The organism is Chryseobacterium mucoviscidosis (assembly GCF_002177115.1).
GTDB lineage: Bacteria > Bacteroidota > Bacteroidia > Flavobacteriales > Weeksellaceae > Chryseobacterium > Chryseobacterium mucoviscidosis.
Genome location: NZ_MVAG01000168.1, coordinates 1 through 268, shown reverse-complemented (window position 1 = coordinate 268; position 268 = coordinate 1). Strand labels below are relative to the sequence as shown.

Sequence of the window (268 nt, the reverse complement as noted above, 5' to 3'; positions counted from 1 at the left end):
AACGATTTTAGTGACGCACGACCAGGAGGAGGCTTTAAGCTTATCGGACAGGATTGGAATTCTCGGATGCGGGAGGCTTCAGCAGCTCGGCACTCCGTTGGACGTGTACCGCACGCCTGCCAATCAATTTGTGGCCGAATTTATCGGACAGGTCAATTTACTGAAAGCGCGTGCGTCGAAGATACAGCCTTCATCGGGCGGCTATGGATACGAAACGGTCGATTTCGAAGTGTATGAAGGCGTTCCGCTGACATTTGAAATCAACCAG

General features: G+C 51.5%; 1 pseudogene. It reads left to right on the top strand.

What is annotated here, in order from left to right:
- Positions 1–268: pseudogene (locus tag B0E34_RS22845) on the top strand (hypothetical protein); the annotation flags it as partial.